General features: G+C 66.8%; 16 protein-coding genes. 12 read left to right on the forward strand and 4 right to left on the reverse strand.

The annotated features are described in order from the left end of the window. Positions 1-2 precede the first annotated feature (2 nt). The 10 genes from BLV94_RS32825 (at position 3) to BLV94_RS32870 (ending at position 10,175) form a co-directional block, all read left to right on the forward strand. Positions 3-926 carry a hydroxymethylglutaryl-CoA lyase gene (locus BLV94_RS32825; protein WP_072937104.1) on the forward strand — a complete coding sequence of 308 codons (924 nt, stop codon included), beginning with the start codon at positions 3-5 and terminating at the stop codon, positions 924-926. A gap of 38 nt (positions 927-964) precedes the next feature. After that, on the forward strand, positions 965-1,723 hold the full coding sequence (locus BLV94_RS32830) for an SDR family NAD(P)-dependent oxidoreductase (RefSeq protein ID WP_072937269.1): 759 nt from the start codon (positions 965-967) through the stop codon (positions 1,721-1,723). A gap of 104 nt (positions 1,724-1,827) precedes the next feature. After that, complete coding sequence (menB, locus tag BLV94_RS32835; protein WP_072937105.1) at positions 1,828-2,685, forward strand: 1,4-dihydroxy-2-naphthoyl-CoA synthase; 858 nt, start codon at positions 1,828-1,830, stop codon at positions 2,683-2,685. Between the two features lie 116 nt (positions 2,686-2,801). Continuing rightward, the gene (locus tag BLV94_RS32840; protein WP_072937270.1) at positions 2,802-3,587 is read left to right on the forward strand and encodes an enoyl-CoA hydratase-related protein; all 786 of its coding nucleotides are present in this window, start codon (positions 2,802-2,804) and stop codon (positions 3,585-3,587) included. A gap of 5 nt (positions 3,588-3,592) precedes the next feature. Continuing rightward, entirely contained in the window at positions 3,593-4,564 is a 972-nt protein-coding gene (locus BLV94_RS32845) for an EamA family transporter (RefSeq protein ID WP_072937106.1), read from the forward strand. After that, positions 4,565-5,755, forward strand: coding sequence for a CaiB/BaiF CoA transferase family protein (locus BLV94_RS32850; RefSeq protein WP_072937107.1), 1,191 nt, complete (start codon positions 4,565-4,567; stop codon positions 5,753-5,755). Positions 5,756-5,839: 84 nt separating this feature from the next. Beyond that, entirely contained in the window at positions 5,840-6,649 is an 810-nt protein-coding gene (locus tag BLV94_RS32855) for an enoyl-CoA hydratase/isomerase family protein (RefSeq protein WP_072937108.1), read from the forward strand. Between the two features lie 5 nt (positions 6,650-6,654). Continuing rightward, positions 6,655-7,506 (forward strand): enoyl-CoA hydratase/isomerase family protein, encoded by an 852-nt coding sequence (locus BLV94_RS32860; protein ID WP_072937109.1) that lies wholly within the window; start codon positions 6,655-6,657, stop codon positions 7,504-7,506. Positions 7,507-7,542: 36 nt separating this feature from the next. Beyond that, positions 7,543-8,577 (forward strand): phosphotransferase family protein, encoded by a 1,035-nt coding sequence (locus BLV94_RS32865; protein ID WP_072937110.1) that lies wholly within the window; start codon positions 7,543-7,545, stop codon positions 8,575-8,577. 68 nt (positions 8,578-8,645) lie between these two features. Continuing rightward, entirely contained in the window at positions 8,646-10,175 is a 1,530-nt protein-coding gene (locus tag BLV94_RS32870; protein ID WP_072937271.1) for an acyl-CoA synthetase, read from the forward strand. Between the two features lie 16 nt (positions 10,176-10,191). Here the strand turns inward: BLV94_RS32870 and BLV94_RS32875 are convergent, their stop codons facing one another. The 4 genes from BLV94_RS32875 to BLV94_RS32890 form a co-directional block, all read right to left on the reverse strand. Then, the gene (locus BLV94_RS32875) at positions 10,192-11,001 is read right to left on the reverse strand and encodes a PaaI family thioesterase (RefSeq protein WP_072937111.1); all 810 of its coding nucleotides are present in this window, start codon (positions 10,999-11,001) and stop codon (positions 10,192-10,194) included. A 100-nt stretch (positions 11,002-11,101) separates the two neighbouring features. Next, on the reverse strand, positions 11,102-11,998 hold the full coding sequence (locus BLV94_RS32880; protein ID WP_072937112.1) for an SDR family oxidoreductase: 897 nt from the start codon (positions 11,996-11,998) through the stop codon (positions 11,102-11,104). A 29-nt stretch (positions 11,999-12,027) separates the two neighbouring features. After that, on the reverse strand, positions 12,028-13,164 hold the full coding sequence (locus BLV94_RS32885; RefSeq protein WP_072937113.1) for an acyl-CoA dehydrogenase family protein: 1,137 nt from the start codon (positions 13,162-13,164) through the stop codon (positions 12,028-12,030). Positions 13,165-13,253: 89 nt separating this feature from the next. Then, a complete protein-coding gene (locus BLV94_RS32890; protein WP_072937114.1) occupies positions 13,254-14,048 on the reverse strand; it encodes an enoyl-CoA hydratase-related protein in 795 nt (264 codons plus the stop codon). A 352-nt stretch (positions 14,049-14,400) separates the two neighbouring features. Here BLV94_RS32890 and BLV94_RS32895 point away from each other — a divergent pair, with 352 nt between their 5' ends. Then, positions 14,401-15,645 (forward strand): phosphotransferase family protein, encoded by a 1,245-nt coding sequence (locus tag BLV94_RS32895; RefSeq protein WP_072937115.1) that lies wholly within the window; start codon positions 14,401-14,403, stop codon positions 15,643-15,645. After that, positions 15,645-16,190 (forward strand): hypothetical protein, encoded by a 546-nt coding sequence (locus tag BLV94_RS32900; RefSeq protein ID WP_072937116.1) that lies wholly within the window; start codon positions 15,645-15,647, stop codon positions 16,188-16,190. The genes BLV94_RS32895 and BLV94_RS32900 overlap by 1 nt, the downstream gene beginning before the upstream one ends. Positions 16,191-16,333 lie beyond the last annotated feature (143 nt).

Raw genomic sequence — 16,333 nt, forward strand, 5'->3', positions numbered from 1 at the left:
CCATGGCACGTCCGCAGCGGGTCCAGATCCGGGAGGTCGGACCGCGTGACGGCTTCCAGAACGAACCGGAGCACATCCCGACCGACGACAAGGTGCGGTTGATCAACGCCCTCGGGCGGGCAGGGTTCACCCGGATCGAGGTCGCCAGTTTCGTGCGGCCGGACGTGATCCCGCAGTTGGCCGACGGCGTCGAGGTCCTCGAGCGCATCGAGGTGCCCGACGACACCAAACTGATGGTGCTCGTCCCCAACAGCAAGGGCCTCGACAACGCACTGAAGGTGCGCGACAAGTTCCACGAGGTCGCAATCTTCGTCAGCGCGTCGGAGACCCACAACAAGAAGAACGTCAACCGCACCGTCGACGAGACGATGGCCGACAACGACGTCATGGCCAAGCGGATCGTCGCCGAGGGCCTCGACTGCGCCGCGGTGATCGCGACGTCGTTCGGCTGCCCGTTCGAGGGCAAGGTCGAGTTGGGACGCGTGCTGGACCTCGCCGAACGGTTCGCCGAGGCCGGCGCCACCGAGATCGGATTCGGCGACACCACAGGCATGTGCAACCCGGCATACGCGTCGGAATTCTTCGCCGCGGCGCTCGACCGGCTGCCCGGCGTCGAGGTGACCGCACACTTCCACAACACGCGTGGCCAGGGCCTCGCCAACGCGTACGCCGCACTCGAAGCAGGTTGCGCGAGCTTCGAATCGAGCTTCGGGGAGCTCGGCGGCTGCCCCGTTCCGGCAGGCTCGACGGGCAACATCGCCACCGAGGATCTGGTGAGCATGTTCCACGAGATGGGCGTCGAGACGGGTCTCGACCTTCCGCGGGTCATCGAGGCCGCGCGCGAAGCTCAGACAGTGCTCGGCCGCAAACTCACCAGTCACTCGATCGTCGCAGGCCCCATCGAATGGGCCGCGAGCACGCGCTGACCGCTTTCCCCCACGAACACCACAAGACGGAGAAGAACATGAGTAATCGAGTCGCATTCGTAACCGGCGGTGCACAGGGCATCGGCAAGGGCATCTCCGACGCCCTCGGGGCAGCGGGCTTCCGCGTCGCGGTAGCGGACCTCAACCTGGAGGTCGCCGAGGAGACCGCCGCCGGCATCCGCGACGCCGGCGGCCAGGCGATCGCCGTGCCCGTCGACGTCACTGACACCGCGTCCGTGCAGGCCGCGGTGAAGCAGGTCGCCGAGCAGTTCGGCCCGGTCGAGATCGTCGTCAACAACGCCGGCTGGGACGACTTCATGCCGTTCCTGAAGACCGACGAGGCGTTCTGGGACCGGATCCTCGACATCAACTTCAAGGGCCAGCTGCGGGTCATCCAGGCGACCGTCCCGGGCATGGTGGAGCGCGGCTTCGGCCGGGTCATCAACATCGGTTCGGACGCCGGCCGCGTCGGCTCGTCGCTCGAGGCCGTCTACTCGGGCGCCAAGGGCGGCATCATCGCCTTCACCAAGACCCTCGCCCGTGAAATCGCGACCAAGGGCGTCACCGCGAACACCGTGTGCCCCGGCCCGACCGACACCCCGGCGCTCCGCAAGTTCGCCGACAGCTCGGGTCAGGAGGCCGACAAGGTGATCGGAGGCATGACCCGCGCCGTGCCGATGAAGCGACTCGGGAAGGCGGAGGACATCGGTGCCGCGGTGGCGTACTTCGCCTCCGATGCAGCAGAATTCGTCACCGGACAGACCCTGTCCGTCAGCGGTGGTCTGACGATGTCCTGACGGCATATCCGTTCGGAAGGTGCGGCCCGTTTCCGGGCCGCACCTTCGTCGTTATGCGGGCTCCGTTGATAACGATCGTTTGCGCGTGTGCCTATGATCGCCTCATGACGAACAATAGTGATACAACGGATTTCGTATCCTGGACGGCAGTCGGTGAGTTCGAGGACATCCGATACGAGCACAGCGGCGACGGGATCGCGAAGATCACGATCTGCCGTCCGGAGGTGCGCAACGCGTTCCGTCCGCAGACGCTGATGGAAATCTCCGAGGCTCTGGTCGATGCCCGTGAGGACTCCTCGGTCGGCGTCATCGTGCTGACCGGTGAGGGTCCCGACGCGTTCTGCTCCGGCGGCGACCAGCGGGTGCGCGGCGATACCGGCTACCTCACCGAACCGGGGAAGGCGGGAAGCGTCGGCCGGTTCCATGTCACCGATCTGCAGATCCAGATCCGGCGTCTGCCGAAGCCGGTGGTCGCCATGGTCGCCGGCTACGCGATCGGCGGCGGCCACATTCTGCACCTGGTCTGCGACCTCTCCATCGCGGCGGACAATGCCCGGTTCGGTCAGGTCGGTCCGAAGGTCGGGTCGTTCGACGGTGGCTACGGTGCGGGATTGCTCGCCGAACTCGTCGGGGTGAAGAAGGCCAAGGAGATCTGGTTCCTGTGCCGTCAGTACGACGCACAGCAGGCGCGCGAGATGGGGCTGGTCAACACCGTCGTCCCGCTCGCCGACCTGGAACGGGAAACCGTGCAGTGGTGCCGCGAGATGCTCCAGCTGTCGCCGTTCGCGCTGCGGCTGATGAAGGCGAGCTTCAATGCCGCCGAGGACGGGATGGCCGGCATTCAGCAGCTCGCTCACGACGCGAATTTGCTGTTCTACTCGACCGAGGAGGCGAAGGAAGGGCGCGAGGCGTACAAGGCGAAGCGGCGCCCCGAGTTCGAGAAGTTTCCGCGGCGGCCCTGATCTTCCATTTCGGTCCGACAATTAGTATGGTTGGGTCAATACCTCATGTGAGTGGCAAAGTGTGCCCGCGCACACTTCGCCGCTCACATGGGACTGGACCGAACAGGATGGTGTGCATGTCGGAAACCGCAACGCCCGCAGTCGCGTGGAGCGACGTCGACGCCGGCGTCATGACGATCACGCTGCAACGCAGGCCGGCGAACGCGCTCGGGCTGCCGATCATCGACGGCCTGAACGCGGCGCTCGACGCAGCCGACGCCGATGGATCGGTGAAGGTGATCGTCGTCCGCTCGGACATTCCGGGCTTCTTCGCGGCCGGCGCCGACATCAAGCACATGTCGTCCGTGGACGCGGAGTCCTTCACCGCGTACGGCGATCGACTCCGTGGGGCGCTCGACCGACTCGCGTCCGCCGACCGCATCTCGATCGCCGCGGTGGACGGCCTCGCACTCGGCGGCGGCCTCGAACTGGCAATGGCCTGCACCCTGCGGGTCGGCGGGGCGGACGCGAAGTTCGGGCTGCCCGAGGTGAAGCTCGGCCTCATCCCCGGAGCCGGTGGAACGCAGCGACTTCCGCGTCTCGTGGGTCGTGGTCGCGCCCTGGACATCATGCTGAGTGCCCGGCAGGTCCTCGCCGCCGAGGCGCATGCGATCGGACTGATCGACCGACTCGTCGACGCCGGTACCGCCACCGATGCAGCGCAGGCGCTCGCGGCCGAGCTGTGCACGATGTCGCTGCCCGCGCAGCGCGCCGTCATCCGCACGGTCGACGCGTCGTTCGACACCCCGCTCGAGGAGGGCTTCCGGTTCGAGGTCGCCCAGGAGCAGGACCTGTTCGAGAACGGAGAGGCGAAGGAGGGCATCACCGCCTTCCTCGAGAAGCGCGCTCCGCGATTCTCCTGAGCGTCGTGACGTCGGGGCGTGCCGGGAGGGGTGCGATCGCGCTGGCCCTTTTCCTCGTCTATGTGATCTGGGGATCGATCTATCTCGCGATCCGCCTGGTGATCGACGAGGTCCCTCCGCTCGGCTCGATGGGTGCGCGGTTCCTCCTTGCCGCTCTGCTGATGGCCGCCTTCCTGGCCTGTCGCGGTGGCCGGCGGCGGCTGCGCCTCACCTGGCGGGAAGCGGCAGGCGCTTCGTTCCTGGGCGTGCTGCTACTCGCCTGCGGAAACGGCCTGACCTCGGTCGGCCAACTGCACGGCGTGCCCTCCGGGGTGACGGCGCTCCTCGTGGCCATGGTGCCGCTGTGGATCTGCATCTACCGCACGCTGTCCGGTGACCGTCCACGGGTTCTCGAATTGGCCGGCGTCGGTGTGGGGCTGGTCGGTCTCGCAGTCCTGGTGCTGCCGCACGGTGGTGAGCACTCGGGACTCCCGCTCGTCGGCGTGGCGGTCATCGTGTTGTCCAGTGTGTCCTGGTCGTTCGGGTCGTGGATCAAGCCCCGAATCTGGCTGCCTCGTGACGTGTATGTCAGTGCGACGTACCAGCTTCTGGCGGCCGGTGCGGCCATGACGCTCGCGTCGGTAGCGACAGGGGAACGGCTGCACGGTGACATCGGACTCCGCGCGTGGGGCGCGTTCGGCTACCTCGTGGTCTTCGGCTCGATCGTCGGCTTCACCGCGTACGCGTGGCTGCTGCATCACGCCCCGCTGTCGCTGGTCGCCACCCATACGTATGTGAATCCGGTGGTGGCCGTGGCGCTCGGGTCGGTGGTCCTGTCCGAGCCCGTCACGCCCGTCCTCGTCATCGGGGGAGCGGTCGTACTGCTTTCGGTCGTACTGGTCGTCAGTGCACACGCCGGGCCGCGGCGTCGGGGGTATTCCTCCGTGAACGATTCCAAGGTATTATTATCAGACCAAAGATCGACAGGAGGTGGGTAGATGGTGCGGGACGACTCGAAACGCTCGTTCACCGGGCCGCTGTCGGGCTTGAAGGTGATCGAAATCGGTTCGATCGGGCCGGGTCCGTTCTGCGCCATGCTCCTTGCCGATCTGGGCGCCGACGTGATTCGAGTGGATCGCGCCACGGGTTCGGGACTGGTGGGGCCGAATGCTGACTTCCGGACGGAATTGCTGCACCGCGGACGTCGCTCGCTCGCCGTCGACCTCAAGCATCCGGACGGCGCCGCGGTGGTGCTCTCTCTCGTAGCGGACGCAGACATCTTGATCGAGGGCTTCCGACCCGGGGTCGCTGAGCGACTCGGCATCGGACCGGACGACTGCGCCGCACGTAATCCCGGGCTGATCTACGGCCGCATGACCGGTTTCGGTCAGGACGGACCGCTCGCTCAGCACGTCGGCCACGACATCAATTACGTCGCGCTCAGTGGTGCCCTGTCGTTGATCGGACGCCACGGCCAACCGCCCACCCCGCCGCTCAGTCTGATCGGCGACTTCGGCGGCGGGGGAATGCTTCTCGCGATGGGCGTCCTGTCGGCGCTGTTCGAGAGGCAGCGCTCGGGACTCGGACAGGTGGTCGACGCCTCGATGGTCGAGGGGTCCGCACTCCTCGCCACACCATTCTTCGGGTTCACGCAGACCGGAACGTGGAACCCCGAACGCGGCACCAACATCGTCGACAGCGGTGCGCCCTACTACGACGCCTACGAGACCGCAGACGGAAAGTGGCTGGCCGTCGGCGCGATGGAACCGCACTTCTACGCCGACCTGGTCGCGTTGCTGGAACTGCCCGACGACCTGCCGGACCAGAACGACCGCTCGCAATGGCCGCAGATGAAGAAGGTCTTCGCCGACGCAGTGCGCGGCCGCACACTCACGGAATGGCTCGAGGCGGGAGAGGGACTCACACCCTGCATATCGCCCGTCCTCGAGGTCGACGAGGCGCCGTCGCACCCGCATCATGTCGCCCGAAAGGCATTCGTCGACGTCGACGGTCTCGTCCAACCGGCGCCGGCGCCGCGCTTCAGCCGCACCGCGGCCGCAGTAGATCGCCGTCCGCCGATGCCGGGCGAACACACCACCGAGATCCTGACCGACTGGGGGATCGACCCCGGCCGTGCCGCCGAGTGGCTGCGCTCGGGTGCTGTGCGCGAGGCCGCCGCGGAGACCTGACCTGCCGGACCATCGGCGTCCGGACCACCACCAAAAAACTTGCGGCGACCACCTGGGATCGCCGAACTGAGAAGGAGTGACCTCGTGACCGAGCCCACGACATGGGAGACGTTCACGCTCGACCGGCCGGAACCCGGCATCGCCGTCGTGACGTTGAATCGCCCCGAACGAATGAACTCGATGACGAACACCATGTTCGTCGAACTCGAGAGGGTTGCGCTGCAACTGGATCACGAACACGACCTCCGCGTCGTGATCCTCACCGGCGCAGGCAAGGCGTTCTGCGGCGGATTCGACCTCGACGACGCCGACGGTTTGTCGTCGATGACGCCGATGGGCATGCTGGACCAGCAGGAACTGGCCGCGCGGGCTCTCTCGGCGATCCGCAGCATCCGGGTCCCGGTGATCGCCGCAGTCAACGGTGCGGCCGCCGGTGGCGGGCTGTCCCTGTCCCTCGCCGCCGACATCCGGATCGGTTCGCCGGCGGCACGGTTCAACGCGGCGTTCGTGCGGATCGGCCTGTCCGCAGGCGACCTGGGGGCGTCGTGGCACCTGCCCCGCCTCATCGGGCCGGCACGCGCAGCGGAATTCGCTTATACCGGCCGCTTCATCGAGGCCGTGGAGGCGGAGTCCCTCGGACTGCTCAACGCGGTCGTGCCCGCCGAGTCGCTGCTCGACGAGGCGCTCGCGATGGCCCGCCTGATCAGCGCGAATTCGCCTGCCGGAGTCCAGCTGTCGAAGCGTGCACTCCACGCGAACATGGAAGTGTCCTCGTATGCGGCGGCGCTCGAACTCGAGAACCGCGGGCAGGCACTGCTCACTCGTGGCGACGACATGCCCGAGGCGCTGGCCGCGTTCAAAGAGAAGCGCACCCCGAAGTTCACGGGAAGGTGAGCCAGATGACGCAGACCGAAGTGCGGGAGAATACGGCGGTGCTGAGCAACTACGAGCCGCCGCAGCTGGAGACCCTCACCCTCGAGGTGCTCGACGGCAAGATCGTCGTCCTCACGATCAATCGGCCCGAGCGGATGAACTCGATGGTCGTGAAGATGTTCGAAGAGTTCAACACCGTCGCATACGCCCTCCGCGACACCGACGCGCGGGCGCTGATCATCCGCGGTGCGGGCGATCGCGTGTTCTGCGCGGGCTTCGACCTGGACGAGATCAGCGTGATCACCGAAATGGGTGTGCGTGAGTTCCTCAGATTCCAGGAGACCGCGACCGGTGGCCTGGCAGCGCTGCACCACTTGCCGTTCCCGGTGATCGCCGCGATTCACGGTGCGGCGTCCGGGGGCGGGCTGTCGCTCGCGCTCGCCTGCGACATCCGGCTCGTGGCGCCCACCGCGAAGTTCAATGCGGCGTTCGTCAAGGTCGGACTGTCCGTCGGAGAGCTCGGCACGTCGTGGCAGCTCACCCGGCTCGTCGGGCCCGGCCGGGCGGCGGAGATCGCCTACACCGCGCGTTTCGTCGGTGCGGAGGAAGCCGCCCGAATCGGGCTGGCGAACCGGGTGGTGCCGAGCGAGGACCTGTTCGACGAGGCAGTCGCGGTGGCCGAGGCGATCGCATCGAACTCGCCGGGCGGCGTCCGGATGTCGAAGCGTGCGCTGCAACGGAACCAGGAAGTGACGTCGTATGCGGCGGCACTGGAGTTGGAGAACCGGGGGCAGGCGCTGCTCACCCGGTGCGCCGACATGCCGGAGGCGCTTGCGGCGTTCAAGGAGAAGCGGGCGCCGCGCTTCACAGGGCAGTAGGAATCAACGAATGACGACACGGATGGAGACGAGCGCATGACCTGGGAATGGACGCCCGACACGCTCGGTGCGCTGGAGACGTTCCTGCGCGAGCGCGGGATCACCGAGGGCCCGCTCACGACCGCGGGGATCGGTGACGGACATTCCAACCTGACGTTCCTCGTGTCCGACGGGGTCCGTCAGGTGATCGTCCGCCGCCCGCCGCCTCCGCCGATTCCACCGGGCGCCCACGACATGCTGCGGGAGGCCCGTCTCGTCGGCGGCCTCGCCGGCAGCGGCGTGCCGGTGGCGGACGTCCTCGCCGTCGGCCAGACCGGTGAGGTGCTCGACGTCCCGTTCTACGTGATGGACTACGTCGCCGGACCGGTGGTCACCACCGAGACCCCGTCCGCGCTGAGCGCGCCGGCAGACCGCCGCCGGATCGGGGAGGCGTTGATCGACACGCTCGCCGCACTGCACGCGGTGGACTGGCAGGCCGCCGGCCTGGGCGACCTGGGCCGCCCGGAAGGATTCAACGAACGTCACCTGCGCCGCATGGGCAGGCTGGTCGCGGCCGAGGACGGGACACCGCCGCCGGAGTTCGCGGACATCGACGCGTGGCTCGGCGCCAACGTGCCTGCCGAATCGGGTGCGGCGATCATCCACAACGACTACCGCATCGGCAACGTCATCCTTGCTCCCGACTCGCCGGGACGCATTGCCGCAGTGCTGGACTGGGAGCTCGCGACGATCGGCGACCCGCTGTTCGATCTCGGCTATTTCCTCGCGTCGTATCCCGTCGAGGGGGAGGAACGCACACCGACCGAGGACCTCGGTACGGCCGTCCTCGAGGACGGATACCCGACCCGGGACGAACTGGCTCAGCGGTACGCGGCCGCCACCGGCGCCGACCTGTCGAACCTGAACTGGTACACGGCACTGGCCCTGTGGAAACTGGCGGTCCTGTACGAATACGGGCGGCGCCGCGCCGTCGCCGGCGTCGGCGACCAGTACTACCGCGACGAGGCACTGGTGCGCTCCTTCCTCGACGCCGCACACCGCGCGGCGGGATTGAAAACCGTCTCCGCCTGAGTCACGGGCAACCGCGGAGACCAGCCCAAGGGAATCGCACCCGGCCTTCGACGTCGAACGGAGTAATGATGAACCCGATTGGATTGGCCACGTGGCTGCGTCGGCGCGCCGAGCGTGACGGAGATCGGTCGGCGTTGACGTTCGCCGGTGAGACCCTGTCGTTCGCGGCGCTGCAGCGAGAGATCGAATCCTTCGCGGATGTGTTGTACGGGTGTGAGATCCGCTCCGGTGACCGTGTCGCCTACGTGGGCTTCAACCACAGCCGTTTCCTCGTGGCGCTCTTCGCGACGGCGCGACTGGGCGCGATCTTCGTGCCTCTCAACTTCCGGTTCACAGGAAGTGAACTTGCACAGAATATCCAGGACAGTGATGCTCGCCTGCTCATCGCTGACGACGCGCACACCGGCCCCGTCGACGAGGTGCGCACCGATCTCGGCGTGCGGCGCTATCTACGAACCGGCGAAAGTACTGACGGCTGGGAAGGTACCGACGATCTCCGTGGACGGCGACACCCCCACATCGAGGAAGTCGTCGTCGACGTAGATTCTCCTGCCCTGATCCTGTACACCTCCGGAACGACGGGAAGGCCGAAGGGCGCGATACTCACGCACCGAAACTTGTGGACCAGCAACGTCAATTGGATGCTGGCGGTGAACTACAACGCCGAGCACGTCGCGCTCACGTCGGCGCCGCTCTTCCATTCCGGCGGCATGTGTGTCATGACACTTCCGACACTGATGGCCGGTGGCCACGTCGTCGTTCACGAGCAGTTCGACGCCGGCATACTGCTCGACGACATCGAGCGGTACCGGGTGACATCGCTGTTCATGGTGCCCGCAATGATGCTGTTCGTCAGCCAACACGAGCGCTTCGCGACGGCGGATCTGTCGAGTGTCCGGATCATCGTGGCCGGCGCAGCGCCGGTCCCGGAACCGATGTTGCGCCTGTACGGGACGCGCGGCATCCCCGTGAGCCAGTGTTGGGGTCTCACCGAGGCCGCGACCGGTGCGACGTTCCTGGGCACGGATCGCGCGCTCGACAAGCTCGGGTCGTGCGGCACTGCCGGCATGCTGAACGAGGTGCGGCTGATCGACGCCGACGGCAACGTGCTCACGACGCCGGGCGTGCACGGAGAACTGTGCGTGCGCGGCGACACGGTGACCCCGGGATACTGGAACATGCCTGAGGCAACCGCCGCGGCTCTCGGCCCGGACGGCTGGTTCCGCACCGGCGACGTGGCCTACCGGGACGAGGAAGGCTTCTACTACATCGCCGACCGGCTCAAAGACATGATCATCAGCGGTGGCGAGAACGTCTACCCTGCGGAAGTCGAAAGTGTGTTGTATGGCCACCCGTCCATTGCGGAGGTCGCAGTGATCGGTGCCCCGGACGACCGATGGGGGGAGCGCGTGGTGGCGGTCGCTGTACTGGCGCCTGGTGTGCGACTGGAACTCGAGGAACTGCGAGAGTTCGCCGGCGCCGAATTGGCGCGTTACAAGTTGCCGCTCGAACTGCGCGTCGTCGACGTCTTGCCGCGCAACACGACCGGAAAGGTGCTCAAGCACGAATTGCGTGCGATGTCCGGTGCCGGTCACTGACCGTCATCGGTCCGGATCACACGCGATGACACGTGACCGTCGCTGTGGTGCAGGTCTTTCCGGCTCGATTGCGCGCGGCGACCTGGACGACGGCGAAGCTGCGGCCACGGTAGATCACCCGGGGAGCGAAGGTGAGTGGCTCGGTGCCCGGGCAGGGGCGCACGAACGCCATGGCGATCGAGGTCGTCTGGAACTCCGCCTCCGGTGTTACCGCGGAGTTGCCGGCGATCTCGGAGGCGCACAGGAGTATGCCGCCGTGGACGTTGCCGAGCGGATTGCAGTGCGATTCCGCGGCTTCCAGTTCCAGCCCTGCGGCGGCGTTGTCCCGTCGGTGGTGGGCGCCGAGCAGTTCGACGATCGAGGATGCGCTCGGTCCGACAGGGGGTCGGTCATCGGGAGCGGATGCCGTCGGCATCTCCGCGGCGACGAACCGGAGCCGGGCGCTGGCGATGGCCACTGCCCGCCCGGACTCGTCGACGACCCGGCCGGTTGCAAGGCCGCCATCCGCGTCGGACGTGACGACTCGGCTCTCCGCATGGAGGATCGAACCGTCGAGCGCCGGGTTTCGTGAGAAGTCGAGGTGAAGTTCAGTCGTGACGGCCCAATGTCCGGCCGGGGCGCGGGCGGCGATCGGGTATCCCGAAACGTCGTCCATCAGGACGCCGAGAGCGCCGCGGCACGGAAGGCCGCGTTCGTCGCACATCCACGGTCCGGTCTGCATCTGAGACTTGCCACGCGTGGCGTCGCCGATCACGGGAGCCACACGGAACAGTGCTTCGGCACCCGCCGAGATGAACGGAAGTGCCTGGAGATTGTCGGTTGTCATGTCTCTCTCGGCGGATACGGCGCGGACTACGGGCGCACATGAGAAAGGCCTGCCGGCCGGGACTTGTCGTCACCGACTGGCAGGCCCGGTCTGTGAGGGGTCAGACTCCGCGCTGCGACTTCGCGGCTTCGCTGGCGGCCTTGCTCTTTTCCCGGGCGGTGGCCCAGTCTTCGTTGCTCATCGATGTCAGGCCGGCGAAAGTGCCGGGGCCGGCGAGCATCTGGCCGCCATCCATGGCGATGGTCTGGCCGGTGAGGTAGTCGCAGGCGTCCGACAGCAGGAAGATGGTGAGGTTGGCGAGTTCCTCCATCGTGCCCATCCGGCCCATCGGCACCTGGTCGGCCTGGGTCGCGCCGACTGCACTCTTTTCGGTCGGGTTCAGCATCTCCCACGCGTAGTCGGTCGGGATCGGTCCCGGTGCGAGCGCGTTGAGGCGGATGCCGTACCGCGCCCATTCGACGGCGAGTGACATCGTCATCGAGTGCACGGCAGCTTTCGCCATCGCGGACGGGACGACGAACGCGGAGCCGCTCCAGACCCAGGTGGTGAGCGTCGACAGGACGACGCCCTTGGTCCCGCCGTCGATCCAGCGGCGGCCCGCGGCGTGAGTGGTGTTGAACGACCCGTTCATCACGGTGGAGGTGACGGCTTCGAAGGCACGCGGGCTGAGTGATTCGGTGGGGGCGATGAAGTTCGCGGCGGCGTTGTTGATCACGCCGGTGAGCGGACCGTGGAGCGTCCAGATCTCGTCCATTGCGGCCGACACGAGATCTGCTTTGCGCACGTCGACGGTCTGCCAGTGGACCGAACCCGGCCGGGACACGGACGCCTCCGCCGCGGCTTCCTCGAGTACGGCGGGACGGCGGCCCCACAGGTGGACTTCGGCGCCGTGGTCCACGAGGTGGCGCGCGACGCCGCGGCCGAGTCCGGTGCCCCCGCCGGTGATGAGGACGCGCTTGCCCGCGAGGGCGTCGGAGGTGAAGGGAGAGGTGGTCATGCGATGGTCCTTACGATGGGGAACGAGGGCTACAGGCCCAGGCTCTTGCTGATGATCTCGCGCTGAATCTCGTTGGTGCCGCCGTAGATCGGTGGTGCCAGAGAACGGCGGACCTGCTCCTCCATGCCGTACTCGCGGGTGTAGCCGTAGCCGCCCATCATCTGCATCGCCTCGAGTGCGGTCTTCTTCGCGATCTCGGTACATCTCAGCTTGGCCATCGAGCCCTCGCGGTTGAGGGTGTCTTCCTCGCCGGCATCGATCCGCTCGGCGACCTCGTACACGAAGGACTTCGCGAAGGCGATGTCGGTCGCGAGGTCCGCGATCCGGTGCCGGATGGCCTGGAAGCTGCTGATCTTCTGGCCGAACTGTTCACGCTCGGTGACGAACGCGATCAGGTCGTCGAGCGAACGTTGGGCGCCGCCCAGTGCCATCGTCGCGATGATGAGGCGTTCGACGCTCAGTCCGCGCATGAGGTGGCGCCACGCCTGGTTCGGTGTGCCGACGACCGCGCTCGCCGGGACCGCGACGTCGGTGAAGTACAGGTCGTTGCAGGTCCGGGCCTCCATGGTCTTGATCTCGTGAATCTCGAGCCCCGGCGCATCGGCCGGCACCATGAACAGGGTCAGGCCCTGGTGCTTGTTGCCGGTCGTGTCGGTCCGGGCCAGGAGGAGGATGTGCTCGGCGATGTGGGCCGCGGAGATCCACGTCTTCTGCCCGTTGATCACGTAGTGGTCGTCGACCAGTTCCGCCTTGATCCGGACGCCCCCGAGATCGGAGCCGGCGCCGGGCTCGCTGAGGGCGATCGCCTCGAGCTTGCCCGCCGCCATGTTGCCGACGATGGTGCGTTTCTGCTCCTCGGTGCCGTAGCGAAGATAAGTCTGCGCGGCGGTGAGACCGGTGGAGTAGGCGATGATAGGTGCGAGGCCGCGGGCGGATTCCTCGAGGAAAATGCATTCCTCGACCATTCCGGCGCCGCCACCGCCGTACTCCTCCGGCAGCGAGACGGCGAGCCAGCCGAGGCCGGCGAACTTGTCGAGGATGAGGGGGCTGTTCGCCAGGGTGCCGCCCTCGGTCAGCAGGTCGCGTTGCTGGAGGGTCTTGCATTCGGCGGCGCAGAACTCGCGGACGGCGACCGCGAACTCTCGTTGCTCTCTAGTGAAACGCATAGCGGCGGATGCTCTCTCGCGTGAGGGGTGGGCTTCGGTCGACGCGGCGGGCGGGAGGCGAGGCGCGTACGCCCCGCCTCCCCGATCCGTCAGGCCCCGCGGAACTTGGAGAAGTCGGGCTTGCGCTTCTCGTTGAACGCGCTGATTCCCTCGATGGCCTCGGCGGACTCACCGAACAGCTTGAGCGTGGAGTACGCCATGTTGCCCTGTGCGATGAAGTGCTCGGTGTCGGCGTTGAGTGACTGCTTGAGCACCTTCAGCGACGTCGGCGACAGCTGCAGGATCTCGTCTGCCCACGCCCGAACCTCGGCCCGCAACTGGTCACCGGGCACCACCTTGTTGACCAACCCCCAGTCGAGGGCCTGCTCGGCGCTGTAGCGGCGGCACAGGAACCAGATCTCACGCGCCCGCTTCTCGCCGATGGCCCGCGCCAGGTAGCCGGTGCCGAGGCCGGCGTCGAACGATCCCACGCGCGGCCCGTTCTGCCCGAAAATCGCGTGCTCGGCGGCGATGGACAGATCGCACAGCAGGTGCAGCACGTGACCGCCACCGACCGCGACACCGTTGACCGCGGCGATCACGGGCTTGGGCACGTCGCGGATCACGCGGTGCAGAGCCTCGACCTCGAACAGGCCGCTGTCGGACGGGCCGTAGTCGCCGGTCTCCATCCGCTGCTTCTGGTCGCCACCCGAGCAGAACGCCTTCTCCCCGGCGCCGGTGAGCGCGATCGCCCCGACCTCGGAGCTGCCCCACGCCTTCTTGAACGACTTCACCAACTCGTCGACCGTCCGCGCGCGGAACGCGTTGTACCGCTCGGGCCGGTTGATCGTGATCCAGGCGAGTCCGTCCTCGACCTCGTACGTCACATCCGTGAAGTCACTCATCGACCTGTTGGTCCTTTCATGCTGCCCGCGGAGCGTGAGCCACCCGCGAAGTTGTTTTGGTCTTACCTTATGACGAACGTAGCGCTGATAACGAGCGTTTTCAAGAGCGACGGTGAAGAACGCTGTGACCTGCAGTGATATCGGAGCGAAGGTCTGCAGTATTCGTCCGAGGCCTGGTCGTCGCGTCCCCATCCTCTGCACAGCAGAACCTTCTGTACGTGTGTGCCCGGTCACATTAGTGTTCGGGTCGTCGAGGTGACGACCACCCGACTCGCAAGCCCCAATCTCCCGGAGAGCCGTGCTGTAGCGCTCCGGTCACGGCGTGACCCGCCAAGAGCGTGATGAGGAAATCATGAGTGCAACCATCCAACGGGATCGGCAGATACCCGGACTGATCGCAGACTCCGATCGAGACGAGCCCACGCCGGACGTCATCGAGGGGATTCGCGCGCGGTTCCCCACCGAAACCGAATACGACCGGATGCTGACCCGCAAGATGGAGCGGCGGGCGGGGCAGGGTTATCGCAGCTTCGATCTGGACCTTCTCACCGCGGCGCTCGAGAACATGCTGAGGGACGTACTGCCGTCTTCGCGGTTCGAGGTCCGAAACGCGCGGTGGCTGACAGGTGGGGCGTCGAAGATTCAGATGGGTTTCACGCTGCGCTACGACGACTCCGTAGCCGGTGAGGTCACCGAGGATCTGGTCCTGCGCATGGAGCCGCCCGAGTCCCTGAACGCCACCAGCCGGATGCGGGAATTCGAGGTGATCAACGCCCTCGCCGGAACGGTGCCCGTGCCGACGGTCCGGTGGGTCGACGAGGACGGCAGGTGGTTCCCGGAGCCGGCGCTCGTCTATACGTGGGTGCACGGATCCGCGAAACCCAGCCGCGCCCAGAGCCGGATCGCCGGCATCGGGATCAACTTCGGTCCCGAACTCCGAGAAGTCCTGGCGCCGCAGTTCGTCGATCTCCTGGCACGCATTCACACGTTCGACGTGATGGCGGCGAAGCTGGATCACTACGAGAAGCCCGCCGTTGCCGGTACCGAGAGCGCACTGTGGCAGTTGAATCGGGCGAGGCGGGTGTGGGAGGAGGACCGTGGTGAAGACTTTCCGCTGCTCGATGTGGCGGCGGGTTGGCTGGAAGACAACCTGCCTGTTCTCGACCGTGTCAGTCTCGTCCACGGCGACTACCGGGGCGGAAATTTCCTGTTCGACGAGAACACCGGATCCGTCACGGCCATTCTCGACTGGGAGCGCAGCTTCCTCGGCGACCGCCACCGCGACCTGGCATGGGCGACGCTGTACCCGTTCGGCCATCCGTCGGAGGACGGTTCCGAACTCCTCGCGACCGGACTGCTGCCGACCGCCGTCTTCTTCGAGATGTACGAGCAGGCGTCCGGCCTGACCGTCGATCCGGAGAAACTGACGTTCTACCGGATTCTGAACGAATACCAGTCCGTCGTCACCGCGCTGGGCTCGGCCTACCGCGTCTCGAAGCTGGGGAAGACCCACCGGGACGTTCTGCTGACGGGACTCGAGGCGACCGGATATCTGATGGCCCATCAACTCGGCCAGGATCTCGAGGAGGTTCTGTAATGGTGAACAAATCCGCGAACACGTTCGACGCTGCCGCCCGCTCCCTCCGCATGACGGTGACACCGGCGCTGGGCGAATCGAACTCGCTGGCCGCAGAGCAGGTGAGGGTCATCGCCGGTGTCCTCGACTTCTACCGCGACCGCGCACACCACGAGTATCCGCGGAAGCAGTACGAGTTCCGAACGTATCTCGCTCTCGCTGAACGGCTCAGCGACCACGAGAAGGTTGATCACGCTGCCCGGTCACTGCTCGCGGACGCACTCGAGAATGCGCGCCGCACCGATCTGCTCGCCGTTCCGGAGTACGGACAACTCGACCGGGCCACGGACGAGTTGACGCGTGCGATTGCCGGGATCGTCCGATCGGCGCGCACCACCGACCCGGACACGGGCGCCGAGGTCAGCCGCATCGTGCTCCAACACTCACGACCACTCGTCGAGTTGCAGCGGTCGTGGTTCCTCCCTCAGGGTGTCGATCCGGACCCGCATACGGTCCCGCCGCTCCGCTCTCTGCTCGGAGCCCAGACCGCCACCCGCGCGCACTAGCCAACGCACCGTCTGCCTCATGGATCAGGAGAAAACATGTCATCCGAGGTGATCACCACCGCCCCCGACAGTACGGTCTCGACAGCCGTGCGTCGGCGCGCGATCTCCGCCGCCAGTTTCGGAACCTTTGTCGAGTACTACGA

Origin of the sequence: Rhodococcus koreensis (assembly GCF_900105905.1) — a bacterium.
GTDB classification, from domain to species: Bacteria; Actinomycetota; Actinomycetes; order Mycobacteriales; family Mycobacteriaceae; genus Rhodococcus_F; species Rhodococcus_F koreensis.